Consider the following 15,164-nt stretch of genomic DNA (forward strand, 5'->3'; position numbering starts at 1 on the left):
CTCCCCGTGAGATCTACATGTGCGATTTCCACCCGGTTTTCGCACATGTAGCTCCCTGGGTGACCTTCTTTCGCGATTTTCATCGAATTTCTGCGCATGTAGCTCCCTGGGCACTCTTCTTAAGCAAACTGCATCGCCGAAACGCTATCTTCCTCCTCCTTACCACCGCCTAAACCTCCACTTCCCCTCGAAATTGAGTGAAACGTTTCGCAAATCCACCTCTTAATTCCATTTTCGCAGCCGATTTCTCCTGTAAAAACAGCCCTTGAACAAGCAATCTTAATTTTGGTCACTATCATATAAGAAATGATCCGTATAATTTGTGAAAGCGCTTCATGTATAGTAGGGATATAGAAATGAAGGAGGTAGACGGATGTCTGGAACACACGCGATCTTCGCAGGACAACTCGTTCATAAGCGAAGCGTTGAAGAAGCTTCCGGTCTTTTGAAACGTTTCTACTTAGTGGAGAAACAAGTCATGCGAACGCTCGGCGGCGCTTTGATTAAAGTGGCCAACTGGGAATTAAATAAAGATTTGCCTTACCATATGTGGCAAGATTCGCTGCGTGCAGACGCGCTGCGTACCCGCATCATGGAGCTCCGATACCCGCGCAGGGACGTTGAAGCCAACCATGATCCGAAGCTCGTCAAATTCCTATCGATGATCATCCGCGCTCAAGACGATGCAGAGCTTCTTGCAAGCGTTTACGATGTGGTCAAGCAAGAGCTTATGCAGCAATACCGGCTTTACATCGAGCAGGCCGATCCTGTCAACGATGCGCCGACACTGGAGTTTATGACACGCTTCCCGGAGCAGATTCAGCAGCAGATCGATTACGTTCATGACGTAAGAGATAACATCATGCCGCCGAGTGACGCATCGGAGTGGCGGAACGTTATTCGTTCCTATTTGACAGGAATCGGTGGCATTATTGGAAACGCTGTCACACCTGAAGAGGAAGCAGCGGCAGCCGAAGCCGAGCAGTGGATTATCAAAGAAAGAGCGGAATACGTCATGCCGCGTAAGGCAGCACGGGATCCGCGCTTCATTCCGGCACCAAGCTCGGTACCGCCGAAGAGAGCGGAATCGCCGATTGAAATTCAAGTGCTGACGGCTATCTACCACATCACGGAGATCTGGGCAGCGGAAGCACCGGGGCTGGCACTTTGGAAGTGGGATGACATGCCTTGGGAATTCTATCTCGACCTTGCTCGCTGGGCATACGATGAAACCAGACATGTCAAGATGGGCGAACAACGCCTGAAAGACTGGGGCTTTGAAATCGGCATCGACGTACCGGTCTACGAAGAAACATACGCTTCACAAGCGCAGAATGGCGGCGATGAGCTCGACCTGATGGCGCTGCTGCACCGCTTTGAAATGGATGGACCGGCCAATCGCGAGCAGGCGAAGCAGCAATTTGAGAGCTTCGGCGATCTGCAGACGTCGACTCACATCGATTATGACTGGGCAGATGAAGCGATCCATCTGAAATACGGCCACAAATGGCTGCTGCACCGCTTCGATAACGACTACGAGAAGATGCAGGATGTGATGGAAGTTACACTGGCCCGTTATTATCAGTACGTGGAGGATGTCCACAAGGTATGGGATTACGAGCCGTTCCAATCCCGCATCGCAGCGAAAATGATTGAGATCGAGAGGGCGTACAATGAGCAGCAATCGCGTAACCATTCAAGCAACGGGTGAAGCGTTTGAAGTAGGCAATCGTGAATTCATCCTAGATGCAGCGATTCGTCAACAAGCGCAAATCCCTTATTCCTGCCGTAACGGTACATGCCGAACTTGCATTAGTACGGTAATCGAAGGGAATGTTAAGCAGCATGATGTCGAGGATTGCCTGATCTCGCCAAGTGAGCTTGCCGCGAACCAACGATTGGTTTGTCTGTCTACTGCAACAGGTGAGGTTATCATAGAACCACTGCGCAAATTGCCTAGGAGGTGAGGGCCGGCTTCCAACGTTCATGAGGCGGAACCACTCAGCAATTGGCAGCAAATAGTGAAGTTTGAAAACAGCGAGTTTGTACCAATTACATCAAGTAAACAGGGGGATTTTTTAAATGAAAAAGAACTACTGGGTTAAGCTGGCATCTCTTTCACTGTGTCTTTCGTTATCGCTATCGCTCGCAGCTTGCGGCAACAACAATACCAATAATGGCGGTTCGTCGGAATCGAATGAAACCGCTGATCTCTCCAAACTGTTGGATCCGAACTCGGAGCCTAAAGATCCAGGTAAATATTCGCCTGCAATTGAAGTGACGACTGTTCATACGAACAACGGCATTCTGCAAAATATGCCCAAAGACATTACGATTGAAAACAACATTTACACAAAGACTTGGGAAGAGAAGCTTGGCATCAAGCTGAAATATAACTGGACTTCGCCTGACGCGCAAGCGGAAGAGAAGATGAACCTGATGATCGCAAGCGGCGACCTGCCCGACTTCTTCTACGTAACGCCGTCACAGTTCGAGAAGCTTGCGTCGACTGGCCAACTGGAAGATATTACGAAAGTCGTTCAAGACTATGCTTCCAAATATACAAAGCAGTATCTGACAGGCGACTACTTGGGATTGCTCGAAGGCGTAACGAAGAACGGCAAAATCTATGGTTTGCCTAACGGTATGACTTACCACGACCAAGGAAACATGCTTTGGATCCGCGAAGACAACTTGAAGAAAGCCGGCCTTGAGGCGCCTAAGACAGTTGCTGATCTGGACAAAGTGCTTGAAGCGTTCAAGAAAAACGACTATGACGGCACAGGCGGCGAGAAATATCCGATTCCACTTGCCGATGCGAATATGAACTCCGCAAACTGGGGTATCGGCAATGCATTCTTCAACATGTTCCATTCCTATCCGGACATTTGGGTGAAGAACAGCAAAGGTGAGCTTGAGCACGGTATGTTCGGTGAAGAATCGCGTGAAAACACTCGTGCTGCGCTTGTGAAGCTGCAAGAGTACTACAAGAAAGGGTACATTCACCCGGACTTCGCATCGCTTGACGATTCGAAATACAACGAGCAAATCGTGAACGCGCAATCGTTCGTAGCGTTCGGCGGACTGTGGGATGCTTGGTGGCCGCTTAACCTGGAACTTGAGAAGAACAAGGATGCGAAATGGGAGCCAGTAGGCATTCCATCCGTAGACGACAAGCCGGGCAAATCGTCCGTTACTGCGGCAACCGTACTTGGAGTCAATGTAGCGAAGAAGGGCGTTAAACACCCTGAGGCGCTTGTGACGATGGCGAACCTGTTCCATGACTTGAACAACAATCCGGAAACGATGCAGTTCGGTAAATACAACACAGATCCAAAAACGAACGCAGGTATTTTCCAGCTGTACTCGATGCCAATCTACAACCCATCGTTCAACTACCAAGCATTTATTGATATTAGCGATTCATTCAAAACAGGCTCAACGGATAAGCTGTCCGAAGCGTACAAGTTGTTCTATGATCAAGCCAAATCGTATGCAGACAAAAACGATGGTGCTGGATTCCCGTCCTACCTGTCCTACACAGATAAAGGCTCCCTTGCTGTTGTAGATCAGTACATCAAGGAAAAAAGATTCGCGATGAACGAATACACAGCTATGCCGACGCAAGAAATGCTCGATAATGCGCCAATCATCAAGAAAGCATGGGATGTTATGTTCCTGAACGTAGTGAAGGGTGCAGACATCAGTCAGTATGACGATTTCTTGAAGCAATACGATTCCATGTATGCTTCCGCTGTAAATCCTGTTGTAAACGATTGGTTTGAAGCAAAGAACAAAGAAAGCGTTCAAGAGTGGTTTGAGAAGAAATAAGGAACTAGGTTAGGGCATGCAGAGTTCGGATGGCAAGTACATCCGTACTCTGCATCTATTCTTAGCCTTAAATTTAGTCATCGTAAGGGGCGAACTTATGAACGCTTTCAAAATTCCGAAGAAACAGCTGGCGCTGTATCTCATGCTGATTCTACCCGTTGTAGTCGTATTTATTTATTCCTATCTCCCGATGTTCGGGGTTATCATGGCCTTCCAGAAATATGAGCCAACGCAAGGTTTCTTTGGCTCCAAGTGGGTCGGCTTGGATCATTTCAGACGTCTACTGCTAATACCTGACGTGAAGCAAGTTGTTGCCAACACGCTCTTTATTGCAACGATGAAAATTATCGTCGAAACATTTGCGGCCATTGCGGTTGCGATTCTTCTAAATGAAATTGTATCTAAAGTGTTCAAACGTACCGTGCAAACCATTGTTTATTTTCCTTACTTCCTGTCCTGGGTTATCCTCGGGGGCATCTTTCGCGACATGCTCTCTCGTGAAGGTTTAATTAATGTGATGCTTGGCAAAATGGGCTTTGACCCGATTATTTTCCTGGAGAAAGCTTCATGGTTTCCTTATATTCTTGTAGCTACTGAGACATGGCAAATAACCGGCTTCGGTACGATTGTGTATCTCGCAGCGATTACGACAATCGATCCGACGCTTTACGAAGCGGCTGTTATGGACGGCGCAAGCCGCTGGAGACAAACGCTGAATATTACACTTCCGGGTATGAAATCAACGATCGTTCTTATGGGTACATTAAGTCTTGGTTACATTCTCAATGCCGGCTTTGAACAGGTACTTATGCTTTACTCTTCGGCTGTCTACTCGACAGGCGATGTTATCGATACATGGGTCTATCGGATGGGGATTCAGCAGGCTCAATATTCGTTAGGTGCCGCGATCGGCTTGTTCCGTTCCGTTGTCAGCCTAATACTCATTGTTGCATCGTACTATCTGGCCCGCAAAATATCGGATCATCGCATTTTCTAAAGTCTGGAGGGGAATTCAATTATGGTAGATCGTTCGTTAGGCAGACGTATATTTTTGAATTTGAACGGCTTGCTGTTCATTCTGTTCTCACTTGCCTGTCTCATTCCTATGCTTCACGTACTTGCGATTTCATTCAGCAAGAGCAGCGCGGTAACGGCCGGCGAGGTTACGTTCTGGCCGGTACAGTTCTCGCTGAAGTCGTATGAATATATTTTGAGCAACTCCGAATTTTGGACGGCGATGTTCGTTTCCGTGAAACGTGTGTTTCTTGGTGTGGTGATCAGCATGTTCCTTACGATTCTGGCCGCTTATCCGCTTTCCAAGAGCCAAACGAACTTTAAGCATCAGTCGTTCTTTGCCTGGTATTTTGTCGTTACGATGCTGTTCTCGGGCGGTCTAATTCCAACCTTTATGATCGTGAAGAACACCCATCTGTACGGTACGATTTGGTCGCTCGTTATTCCGGGTGCGATCTCGGTATTCAACGTACTGCTCCTCTCCAACTTCTTCCGGAACATTCCGAAGGATATTGAAGAGTCAGCGTACATGGATGGCGCAGGACATTTCCGTATTCTCGGCACGTTATATCTCGCTTTGTCGATGCCGATTATTGCAACACTGATCGTCTTCTCGGCGGTTGGACATTGGAATGCGTGGTTTGACGGATTGATCTATTTGAAAAGCCAGAAGGACTATCCGCTGCAGTCTTACTTGCAGACGATTCTTGTGGAATCGAACAGCAGGCTGCTGACGAAGGCGCAGGCGCAGCTCATGAACAAGGTATCGAACCGTACGATCCAAGCGTCGCAGGTGTTTATCGCCTCGCTTCCGATTCTGATCGTCTATCCGTTCATGCAGAAGTATTTCGTATCCGGCATGATGGTCGGTGCGGTAAAAGAATAGGATTGCAGCTAAAAAGCCGACCCTTATGGGGTCGGCTTTTCATATTGTTTGTCTAAAGCGATGGTCACATGCATTAATGCTGCGTCGGATGCTGGGCTTCGCCGAATTGGCGAGGCGTCATGTTCGTATGTTTCTTAAATACCTTGAAGAAATGCCGCTGGCTTTCGAAGCCGGTCTGCATGGCCACCTCGCTAAGGGGCAAGGAAGGCCGCGAGATGAGCAGTTCCTTCGCTTTGATGACCCGGAGCTGCTGAATATAGGCGAGCACATTCATACCGGTTTCTTTCTTGAAGAGGAAGCTGACATAGTTGGGATGAAGCCCGACATGCTCCGCGACAGATGTGAGGGAGAGATCCCTCACGTAATTCGCCTCAATAAAGTCGAGAATCTGCCTGCTGGCTTCAGGCTTCTCCACATAGTCATGCTCAGCGCCTTCTGGGATGGTCTCCTGCTCTTCGGCCTCATGCTTCTCTTGCTCGGCTAGGGCCGCCTGACCAAGCCGGGTGAGCAGCTCTTCGAGCTGTTCATCATCGATGGGCTTGAGCAGGTAGTCGATGACCTGCAGGCGCAGCGCATCCCGTGCATAAGAGAAATCATCATAGCCGGATAAAATGATGAAACGGCTGCACAGCCCCTCGCTCTTAGCGGTTTGGATGAGCTCCAGCCCGTTCATCTCCGGCATGTTAATGTCGGTCATGACAAGATCAGCCCCATGCTGCCGGAGCGTCTCCAGTGCTTCCTCTGCGCTGGAGGCGCCTGTTATATCCGTGAAAGGCGTATGGAATTGTTTGACTTTGCGCAGCAATCCCCTTAAGATTGGCGCTTCATCTTCAACGATGAGGAGTTTCAACGGCATTTCCCTCCTTCGGCATGGATAATGTGATCGTAGTTCCGACTCCTAGCTCACTCTCTATCGTAAGCCCATAGGCGGGTCCAAAATGGCTGATCATTCGCTCATGGACGTTCATAACGCCGATTCCGCCTTGCTCCTGCTCAAGTTCTTGCAGACTCACGATTCCATTGAGTTTCTGACGAAGCATCTCAAGCCGCTCCGGCGGGATACCGGCTCCGTCATCTTGAATGCGTACAAATGCTAATGATCCTTCGCTATATAAGTGGATTCGCAGCGTGCCTGTATCGCGCTTCTTGGATATGCCGTGCACGATGGCATTCTCCACCAGCGGTTGAATGATAAATCGCGGACAGCCGATGCGCAGGAGGCTTTCATCTTCGACTTCAATTTCATATTGAAGCCGCTCCTCCATCCGAACCTTATAAATTTGCAGGTAGCTGCGAATGTGGGTGAGTTCATCGCGCAGCACGACGTGCTGGCTTTTGGACAGGCTGTAGCGGATCGATTGCCCGAGCGCATAAATCATTTTGGCTACGTCGGGGCTGTCGCTTTCCTCGGCCGCCATCCGAATGGCTTCTAGTCCATTATAGATAAAATGCGGGTTGATCTGGGCTTGCAGCGCCAGATAGGCCGCTTCCTTCTGCCTCAGCTGTGAAATGTCTACCTTGCTCATCAGCTCGTCGTTGCGATCAATCATTTTATTGTAGGAAGAGACGAGGAAGGCGATCTCGTCGCTGTCCTGTTCTTCTTTATATTTAGCCAGCAGGTTACCCCGCATATGCTTGCCGAGCTTCACGATGCGCTGTACGACGGTGGAGACGGTAAAGAAATAGGCGCAGGAGAGGATGAGCAGCAAAGCGCTAATCATCAGCAAGTAGAATTGTACGGAATTTTTCGTGTTCTGGAAGAGCTCGCTAGTCGGTGTCACGGTCAGGATCGTTGCGGATAGCCGCGGAACATAGAAGCTGTTCAGCAGCAGCTGCCCAAGCTCCGAATCCAAGTACTGCAAGGATTTTGACTGCTGCACGGACGCGTAGATCCGTGTCTTATCGGTGCCGAAAAGCGGCAGCTTGGCCGATAATGCGACAATTTCGGTATGGGTGATGCTCTTTCTCGGATTGCTGTCTTCGGCCATGTAATAGTGCAGCGGCGTACCTTTGACATCAGAGGAATGGAACATGCTGGACAAGAACGTATATTTCAACCTAATTTCCATAAGTCCAATCGCTTGGGTGAAGTCCTCATTGTACAGCTTCTTATAATAGATCATCTGCAGCGCTGAAGGCGTGGACATCTCTTGCAGCCAGTAGCCTTCTCCGACATTCAACTTGGAGGCTTGCGAAGGGATGCTGCCGTCACTGTCCACGATGCTTGTCCCCATGCTCCGCACTTTCGGGTCCGTCTTATAGATTCGGATTTGGTCGATGTAGAATGAGTTGCTTTTATAGAAGGAAAAAAGCGGAACGAGTTCTTTCAGATAAACATTGACCTGCTCAGACTCCGATTTGTACTTGCCGGATAGAAGGCCGCTCAGAACCTTGTTCGTTTGGAAAACATCATGAATCATCTCGATCTGATTCATATTCATTGTCAGGGATGAGCCAAACTGTTGGATGAAGTATTCGCGGTTATTAGCAAAATCCTTCAACGCATTATTATGAATCTGTTTATAGTACAGCATGCCGATACACACGGTGGGCAGCAGAATGATGACGATATAGCCGAGTATCATTTTCTTAACGATGCCAATTCGAAGTTTACGCAGTTTCAGCCCATTCACCTTCTTCTGATGTAAGCGTGATTGCTCCAATTATAATTCACTTGTCGTGTAATATACTACATGGCGTAGGCATTTAATATCATTCATTGTTCATGCTATGATGGAAGAGGAACTGCAAGCAACCGGGAGAGGGGCCACCTGCGAATGAACAAGTCGATGAAAGCCGTTTCTTTGGTTATGGCTGCATCCTTAGTATTGGCAGGCTGCGGAGGCGGTAACGCAAACAAAGCGGGGAATGCCGGCAGCAATGAGGCGAATCCCGAGCTTGTTGATTATTTTAAGCTTCCGGAGCCAGTGGAAATGAGCGTTATTAAAGCGGTTGGACCCGGCTTGAACATGAAGTCGGGTGAAACGATTGAAGATAATGAATATACGAGTTATGTATTTAACAAAACAAACATCAAGACCAAGGTGTTATGGGACGCAACCTCTACAGATTTTGATCAGAAAATGCAGCTGGCAATCGCAAACAATGAGATCCCGGACGCGATGATTGTAGATGAGAAGACCTTCCGTTCTATGGCTGCGGCAGATCAACTGGAGGATTTAACGACTGTCTACAAGCGGTATGCCTCGCCTCAGATGAAGGATTTCTACAAATCGACGGAAGACAAAGCGCTGGAGAAAGCGACCTATGACGGCAAGCTGATGGCGCTGCCGAGTGTGGCGATTCAGGCAGATGCACCTTCCATTCTGTGGCTGCGCCAAGACTGGCTGGATAAGGTGAATCTGAAAGCGCCGCAGACGATCGATGAGCTGAAGAACGTCCTACGGGCATTCATCGTGAAGGATCCGGACGGCAATGGACAAGCAGATACCATTGGACTAACGGGGAATAGTTTTCAACTGGCAACGGAGGGCGGCGGCATTCACGATTTCAAAGGTATCTTTAACGCCTTTAAGTCGTTCCCGATGATTTGGATCAAGGATGAGAACGGCGAGGTCGTATACGGCTCCACAACCTTTGGTACGAAGCAAGCGCTTAGCGCCATTCATGAAATGTATGCGGAAGGTTTAATCGATAAGGAGTTTGCGCTCCGCAAGAATCCGGACGAGCTCGTCTTGAACGGCAAGGCCGGTGCTTTCTTCGGCCCATGGTGGGTGCCTTGGGCACTTGTCGATGCGGTGAAGAAGAATCCTCAAGCGGATTGGAAACCTTTCATGATTCAAGATGCGAAAGGTCAATATAATATTGCGAGCGTGCCGGTAAGTAACGTTTTCCTCGTCGTAAGGAAAGGCTATGAGCATCCCGAAGCGGCTGTTGTGTATTCCAACATGCGTGTCCAAGCAGAGCGTACGCCGGATGAGCAGGCGATGAAGCTGGATCCGGGACATGGCCTGTGGCCGCTGCTGATGACAGTCGACTATGCCGACGCGGCAACGCGTAAGCATGATCTGCTGCTGGATGCTTTGGCCGGCAAGGTGAAGAAGGAAGAGATGGACGGCGAAATGCAGCTGGTATACGAGCAGAAGCTGCGCGATCAGAAGAACCCGAGAAAGAATGCAAATGATTGGGCTGCGCCTGCAGCATATTTAATGGGAGCGGGCATACTGAAACTACCGATGAATGTGACCGATCCGGTGTATTCGGCCATGACGAAGACGATGGAGACGCGCTGGGCTAACCTGCAGAAGATGGAGACCGAAACCTTCTACAAAATCGTCCTGGGAGATGAGCCGATAAACGCGTTTGACCAATTCGTGAAGGATTGGAATGAACAAGGCGGCGACAAAATCATTGAGGAAGTAAAGGAAGAGCTGAAGAAGTGAGCTGCTTCAGCTCGCGTCAACTAAGGCGAAGCGCAGAAGTAGCGGCGTTTTTCGGATTAACGATTGATAGAGCAACCGTTTTCGGGTTATAATGACGTATTCCGTGCCCGCGCACGAAGCTTGGGACTGGTTATAATTATACGCATAGGAGTGAACATTAATGGCAACGAGAATTTACCTGATTGGCGCAGGCTTCATCGCCCGCACACACGCAGAAGCGGCTTATAAATTTTATGGTGAAACACCAACGGATATCGAACTGAAGGTTGCGGATCCGAATCCGAAAGCACTGGCTAGCTTTGTTGAGCAATTCCCGCATGCAGTCACGTTCAGTGATATGAAGGACATGCTGGCAGAAGAAGCACAAGAGCATGATGTCGTGGTTGTATGTACGCCGCCATTCACGCATTTCGAGCTTTCCAGCTTTGCACTGAAATCGGGCCGACATGTACTTTGTGAGAAGCCTCTTGTTATGAACGCTGCTGAAGCAGACGAGCTTTCGCAGCTGGCGAAGGACCAAGGCAAGCTGTTTGGCGACTGCAGCGACCGTTTTATCGGTCTTCCGAAAACGGAGCAGGTGAAAGCGATTGTCGCTTCCGGCCAGCTGGGCGAAATCTACAAAGTAAGCTTCATTCACCGCGATCAGCGCGGAAGAGCAGGCGTCGAGTACCAACCGGAAAGCCGTTGGTTCTTGAACAAGAAGCTTTGCGGCGGCGGTATTCTGACAGACTGGGGTCCATACGACTTCACAGTACTCGCTGATATTCTTCAGCCATCGGCTGTAGATGTACTTGGCGGCTGGATCAGCAAGCCTGTAACAGGTGCAGATCCTGAGGACGTGGTTTACGACGTTGAACATAACTCCGGTGCCTTGATGCGCTACCACGCTGAAGGCCAAGACCGTCCGGTGCTTGTACAATACGAGCGTTCTTCCTGTACACATGGCGAAGCATACTCCCTTGTTGAGATTGAGGGTACGCTTGGCGCAGTGAAATGGTCGCCGTATTTCGGCGGCGATGCCGTTGTTCACCGCTTCGACGAGCAAGGCTCTGTAGTGGAGAAAGAAGCGCAAGTTCCGAATGACAATGCATACAGCTTTATGGATGCGCCGCTCTACTTCTTCGTAGAACGCGTACTTGGTCATGACTCGGCTGCGCTCTTGAATGAAGATGCAGTATTTAACTTCAAATGTATCCAAGCGGTATATGAGAGCGCGGCATCCGGCAACATTACATCCGTTAAACGCGGTTAGTTTGTGAAGGTATAGACGGTTTCCCCGAAAAGCGATCATTTCACGGCAGTTTGCCAGTAAATGGTCGCTTTTTTGCCCAATTTGCCCGCGCACAGCCTCTTGAAAATGAAGTATAATGGGTAAAATTATACTTAAACGAGTACTCCTGAAATAAGTATTGTAATTCCGAGTATTCCGATGTATGATTACGAATATCAAAAGAAACTCTTCATAGAGATACTTGGAGGATGAGAGAATGCGCAGCAAGAGAAGTTTACCCGTTGTGATTGTACTAGCCCTACTTACCCTGGTAATCAGTGCATGCTCCGGCGGCAATGGCAATTCGAACTCGAATACAGGTTCGAATAACGCTCCGGCCAATAATACACAATCCGGTGACAATGCGACTAACGCATCGCAGCCGAAGGATGGCGGCAGCCTCATTATTGCTGTAGCAGCTGATCCGACAATTCTTAACCCGAACTATGCAAGCGATCGTGTCAGCCTAACAATTGACCAAGCTCTATACGCACCATTGTTCCAAATTAATAACGGTAAGAAAACCTTCTATCTGGCAGACAGCTTGACACCATCTGCTGATAACCTAACTTATACATTGAAGCTGAAGAGCGGCCTAACTTGGCACGATGGCGAGAAGCTGACTGCTGATGACGTTGTCTTCACATTCAATAAAATATTGGAAGAGAAACAAAACAGCTTCCTGCGCGGCAACCTGATCATCGGTGGCAAGCCAATTGAAGCGGTTAAAGTGGATGATACTACAGTTGACTTCAAGCTTCCGAGCGTAAGCCCGGCATTCGAAGCTACATTGGTTCAAATCACGCCGATTCCGAAGCATATCTTCGAGAACGAAGCAGATATTGAGAAAAGCACGAAGAATGCAGCGCCAATCGGTTCCGGTGCATTCAAATTCAAAGAATACAAAACAGGCGAGTACCTGACGCTTGATCGTTTCGATAACTATTTTGGCGGCAAACCGCATCTGGATTCCATTACGTACCGTGTTGCTAAGGATACGAATGCAGCGAACCTTGCTCTGCAAAGCGGCGAGATCAACGTGAAATACTTGGATCCGCAAGACGTAGCGACAATTGATGCTACTGGCAATTTCGAAATTAAGCCTTATAGCGAAGGTCGTCTGTCTTACCTGAACTTCAATGCAAACAGCGATACTGGCATCCTGAAGAAGAAAGAAGTTCGTCAAGCACTGTCTTATGCGCTAAACCGTGAAGAGCTCATTCAAGCGGCTTACTCCTCTGCTGATTATGCAGAACAGGCTCATTCGATCCTGACGCCGGATACCCTTTACCAAACGAATGACGTTGCTTCATTTGACAATGATACAGCGAAAGCGAAAGAGCTGTTGAAAGCGGCAGGCGTTAAAGAAGGACAGAAGCTGCGTTTCATCGTGTCGAGCGGCAACAAAGTTCAAGAGTCGGTTTCCCTATACGTGCAACAGAAGCTTAAAGAAGTCGGTCTTAATGTAGAACTTCAAAATATGGATGCATCGGCTTTCGGCGATAAGGCTTACGATCCGAAGGCAGCTGATTTCGAATTCTTCGTTGGTGGTTACATTATGGGTTCTGACCCTGATGCATACAGCATTTTGTACGCAACCGGTGCTGACTATAACACCACACATTACGCCAACGCAGAAGTAGACGGCTTGTGGAAGCAAGGTGCTGCAGAAGGCGATACTGCGAAACGTGGCGAAGTGTACAAGAAGATCCAAGAAATCGTTGCGGATGATGCGGCTATCTTCCCAATCGGTTACACGAAAACAATCGTTGCGATGGATAAGCGCTATGGCGGTATTGACGAAGCGGTTCTGAAACCAGTTGTCATCTTCGAAGACCCGTCCAAACTATATTTGAAATAAGAACGTTCAAAAAATAAGCTGGATCGTTCCAGCTTATTTTTTGCTACTTGAAAGCAAGGAGAATCCAGCATGAGACAGCTCATTGCCAAACGATTATTGCAGACCATCCCGATGCTTTTCTTCGTCTCGGTTGTCTGCTTTGCTATGATAAAGATGGCTCCGGGCGATCCGGTGCTTTCATTTGTTACACCAGCCATGCATGCGGATGATATTGAACGGATTCGGCATAATATGGGGCTCGATCAGCCAGCGATCGTGCAATATTGGGAGTGGCTGAAGTCTTGCCTTACTGGCAACTTAGGCTACTCGCTTATTAATCATCAGTCGGTGACAGAGCAAATCGTAGATCGTCTGCCTGCAACAGCAGGGCTGATGGGTGCCGCGATTGGTCTGGCCGTGCTGCTTGCGATTCCGCTAGGGCTGTTGGCAGGGGCATACCGGAACAAATGGGTGGACAAGCTGATCAATTTCTTATCCTATATTGGTATTTCTGTGCCGCTGTTCTGGCTTGCCATTCTATTCATTTATTTCTTTGCGGTTAAGCTGCACTGGCTGCCCAGTATGGGGATGCGGACAATCGGTACGAACTCTGCTTGGGATGTGATTAAGCATGGGATTCTGCCTTGTCTCGTATTAGCCTTTGGATTCATGCCCGGTTATGTACGATATATCCGTTCGAGTACAATCGGACAATTGAAAGAAGACTATGTGCAAATTCAATATGCATTCGGTTCGAATCGAATGACGATTCTATATCGCCATGTCATGAAGCATGTTCTGCTGCCTGTTATTACGCTGCTTGGGCTGTCCATGGCCGATTTGGTGGCAGGCGCTATCGTCACGGAAACGATATTTTCCTGGCCGGGTATCGGATCACTGGGCATGACAGCCGCGAGGGGAATGGATTATCCCGTAATTATGGGCATAACGCTGTTCTCATCCGTAATGCTGATAATAGGGAATCTGGCCGCGGATCTGCTGTACGGCATTGCCGATCCGAGAATCAAACTGACGAGGTGACTTCATGAATCGCACCAAATGGCGCAATGTTAGAATCGAGCTATTGTCGAATAAATTTGGGATCGCGGCCGTCGTCATTTTGGCGGTGCTAACGATTGGCGCTATTCTGGCGTTTCTATCCTCGCAGGATCCTAATCAATTGAATGTACTGGAGCGGCTGAAGAAACCGAGCTCGGCCCACTGGTTCGGGACGGATGACTTCGGTCGTGATTATTTTACGAGGGCACTGTTCGGCGGTCGTGTATCGCTGATGGTTGGCTTCGCATCCATGATATTGGCAACGGGTATCGGTGTCACCATCGGGGTGATTAGCGGTTACTTCGGCGGCAAGCTGGATAATATCCTGATGCGGGGCGTAGAGGTCATCATGTCGATTCCTTCATTCCTTGTCTTGCTATTGCTCAGCATTTTCTTGAAACCGAATGTCGGCAGCATTATTCTAATTATTGCTTTGTTAATGTGGATGAATATAGCTCGGATTATTAGGGCGGAGACAATGACGGTGAAAGAGCGTGAATTCGTTCTGTATGCCAAAGCTTCCGGGCAGAGCGCCGTCGGTATTATTATTCGGCATATTCTGCCGAACTTGATGCCCGTCATTATCGTAGGCGCAACGAATACGATCGGGAATGCAATCATGATGGAGTCGTCCCTTAGCTTTCTCGGCTTTGGGGTGCAACCGCCTAGCGCGACATGGGGCAGCATGCTCAACAATGCACAGGGTTATATTGCTCAAGCGCCTTACTTGGCGGTGTTTCCAGGACTATTCATATTACTGACGGTTCTTAGCTTCAACGTGCTGGGCGATATTTTGCGCGTCGGATTTGAACCGAAGCTCACTCGGAGATAACCGGTGAACAGCAGGCACAAGGGAGTGAG

At 48.8% G+C, this 15,164-nt stretch carries 12 protein-coding genes; 10 read left to right on the plus strand and 2 right to left on the minus strand.

Going from position 1 to position 15,164, the window contains the following annotated elements:
- Positions 1-373: 373 nt before the first annotated feature.
- The 5 genes from AC506A_RS22245 (at position 374) to AC506A_RS22265 (ending at position 5,731) form a co-directional block, all read left to right on the plus strand.
- Positions 374-1,711 carry a DUF455 family protein gene (locus tag AC506A_RS22245; RefSeq protein ID WP_495463186.1) on the plus strand — a complete coding sequence of 446 codons (1,338 nt, stop codon included), beginning with the start codon at positions 374-376 and terminating at the stop codon, positions 1,709-1,711.
- Entirely contained in the window at positions 1,674-1,967 is a 294-nt protein-coding gene (locus tag AC506A_RS22250) for a 2Fe-2S iron-sulfur cluster-binding protein (RefSeq protein ID WP_495463187.1), read from the plus strand. The genes AC506A_RS22245 and AC506A_RS22250 overlap by 38 nt, the downstream gene beginning before the upstream one ends.
- 115 nt (positions 1,968-2,082) lie before the next feature.
- Positions 2,083-3,831: a type 2 periplasmic-binding domain-containing protein gene (locus AC506A_RS22255; RefSeq protein WP_495463188.1), complete on the plus strand. Its 1,749-nt coding sequence runs from the start codon at positions 2,083-2,085 to the stop codon at positions 3,829-3,831.
- A gap of 97 nt (positions 3,832-3,928) precedes the next feature.
- The gene (locus tag AC506A_RS22260) at positions 3,929-4,828 is read left to right on the plus strand and encodes an ABC transporter permease (RefSeq protein WP_495463189.1); all 900 of its coding nucleotides are present in this window, start codon (positions 3,929-3,931) and stop codon (positions 4,826-4,828) included.
- Positions 4,829-4,849: 21 nt separating this feature from the next.
- Positions 4,850-5,731 (plus strand): carbohydrate ABC transporter permease, encoded by an 882-nt coding sequence (locus AC506A_RS22265; protein ID WP_495463190.1) that lies wholly within the window; start codon positions 4,850-4,852, stop codon positions 5,729-5,731.
- Between the two features lie 73 nt (positions 5,732-5,804).
- On the opposite strand, the gene AC506A_RS22270 is transcribed toward AC506A_RS22265, so the two are convergent.
- Together AC506A_RS22270 and AC506A_RS22275 are read right to left on the minus strand one after the other, a co-directional pair.
- Complete coding sequence (locus tag AC506A_RS22270) at positions 5,805-6,581, minus strand: response regulator transcription factor (protein WP_495463191.1); 777 nt, start codon at positions 6,579-6,581, stop codon at positions 5,805-5,807.
- Positions 6,562-8,394: a sensor histidine kinase gene (locus tag AC506A_RS22275; protein ID WP_495463192.1), complete on the minus strand. Its 1,833-nt coding sequence runs from the start codon at positions 8,392-8,394 to the stop codon at positions 6,562-6,564. The genes AC506A_RS22270 and AC506A_RS22275 overlap by 20 nt, the downstream gene beginning before the upstream one ends.
- Before the next feature lie 114 nt (positions 8,395-8,508).
- Here AC506A_RS22275 and AC506A_RS22280 point away from each other — a divergent pair, with 114 nt between their 5' ends.
- From AC506A_RS22280 to AC506A_RS22300, 5 genes are all read left to right on the plus strand, one after another.
- The gene (locus AC506A_RS22280; RefSeq protein ID WP_495463193.1) at positions 8,509-10,134 is read left to right on the plus strand and encodes a type 2 periplasmic-binding domain-containing protein; all 1,626 of its coding nucleotides are present in this window, start codon (positions 8,509-8,511) and stop codon (positions 10,132-10,134) included.
- 160 nt (positions 10,135-10,294) lie between these two features.
- Positions 10,295-11,386 (plus strand): Gfo/Idh/MocA family protein, encoded by a 1,092-nt coding sequence (locus tag AC506A_RS22285; protein ID WP_495463194.1) that lies wholly within the window; start codon positions 10,295-10,297, stop codon positions 11,384-11,386.
- A 235-nt stretch (positions 11,387-11,621) separates the two neighbouring features.
- Positions 11,622-13,265 carry an ABC transporter substrate-binding protein gene (locus AC506A_RS22290; protein ID WP_495463195.1) on the plus strand — a complete coding sequence of 548 codons (1,644 nt, stop codon included), beginning with the start codon at positions 11,622-11,624 and terminating at the stop codon, positions 13,263-13,265.
- 69 nt (positions 13,266-13,334) lie between these two features.
- Positions 13,335-14,285 (plus strand): ABC transporter permease, encoded by a 951-nt coding sequence (locus AC506A_RS22295; RefSeq protein ID WP_495463196.1) that lies wholly within the window; start codon positions 13,335-13,337, stop codon positions 14,283-14,285.
- 4 nt (positions 14,286-14,289) lie between these two features.
- Positions 14,290-15,135 carry an ABC transporter permease gene (locus AC506A_RS22300; RefSeq protein WP_495463197.1) on the plus strand — a complete coding sequence of 282 codons (846 nt, stop codon included), beginning with the start codon at positions 14,290-14,292 and terminating at the stop codon, positions 15,133-15,135.
- Positions 15,136-15,164: the final 29 nt, after the last annotated feature.

The organism is Paenibacillus sp. N22P23 (assembly GCF_059383735.1).

Bases quoted from the DNA above. Each gene is read 5' to 3' on its own strand.
- AC506A_RS22245 (WP_495463186.1), top strand. From the start codon at position 374: ATGTCTGGAACACACGCGATCTTCGCAGGACAACTCGTTCATAAGCGA.
- AC506A_RS22250 (WP_495463187.1), top strand. From the start codon at position 1,674: ATGAGCAGCAATCGCGTAACCATTCAAGCAACGGGTGAAGCGTTTGAA.
- AC506A_RS22255 (WP_495463188.1), top strand. From the start codon at position 2,083: ATGAAAAAGAACTACTGGGTTAAGCTGGCATCTCTTTCACTGTGTCTT.
- AC506A_RS22260 (WP_495463189.1), top strand. From the start codon at position 3,929: ATGAACGCTTTCAAAATTCCGAAGAAACAGCTGGCGCTGTATCTCATG.
- AC506A_RS22265 (WP_495463190.1), top strand. From the start codon at position 4,850: ATGGTAGATCGTTCGTTAGGCAGACGTATATTTTTGAATTTGAACGGC.
- AC506A_RS22280 (WP_495463193.1), top strand. From the start codon at position 8,509: ATGAACAAGTCGATGAAAGCCGTTTCTTTGGTTATGGCTGCATCCTTA.
- AC506A_RS22285 (WP_495463194.1), top strand. From the start codon at position 10,295: ATGGCAACGAGAATTTACCTGATTGGCGCAGGCTTCATCGCCCGCACA.
- AC506A_RS22290 (WP_495463195.1), top strand. From the start codon at position 11,622: ATGCGCAGCAAGAGAAGTTTACCCGTTGTGATTGTACTAGCCCTACTT.
- AC506A_RS22295 (WP_495463196.1), top strand. From the start codon at position 13,335: ATGAGACAGCTCATTGCCAAACGATTATTGCAGACCATCCCGATGCTT.
- AC506A_RS22300 (WP_495463197.1), top strand. From the start codon at position 14,290: ATGAATCGCACCAAATGGCGCAATGTTAGAATCGAGCTATTGTCGAAT.